The sequence below is a fragment of the Bacillus sp. AFS023182 genome (assembly GCF_002560575.1).
Lineage (GTDB): Bacteria > Bacillota > Bacilli > Bacillales > Bacillaceae_G > Bacillus_A > Bacillus_A arachidis.
The window spans coordinates 1-296 of the sequence record NZ_NTRO01000134.1 but is presented as its reverse complement, the minus strand read 5'-3'; the positions used below and the strand labels follow the sequence as shown (position 1 = coordinate 296).

Annotated in this window: 1 protein-coding gene; it reads left to right on the top strand. The window is 32.8% G+C overall.

What is annotated here, in order from left to right; translation table 11 throughout:
• On the top strand, positions 1 to 296 hold a 296-nt coding region (locus CN288_RS27590; protein ID WP_098303615.1), incomplete at both ends, for an HK97 gp10 family phage protein.

Here is a 296-nt window from a genome sequence, read left to right as displayed (position 1 = left end):
CGAGTGAATAAACAAGTAAGTATGGACGTATTGGAAGAAGCAGCTAAATATTTTGCAGCTGAATTAAAAAAACGTATTAAGCTTTCAAATAAAAATAAACGAACACATTTAAAAAATAGTTTAAAAGTTGTTATTAAAAGTGATCATGTATCTGTGGAATTTGAGGACAAGGCTTGGTATTGGTACTTAGCTGAACATGGTCATAAAAAAGCAAATGGCAAAGGTCATGTGAAAGGTTTACATTTTGCTCAAAATACGTTTGATGCAGAAGGTGACAAGGTAGCAGACATTTTGGC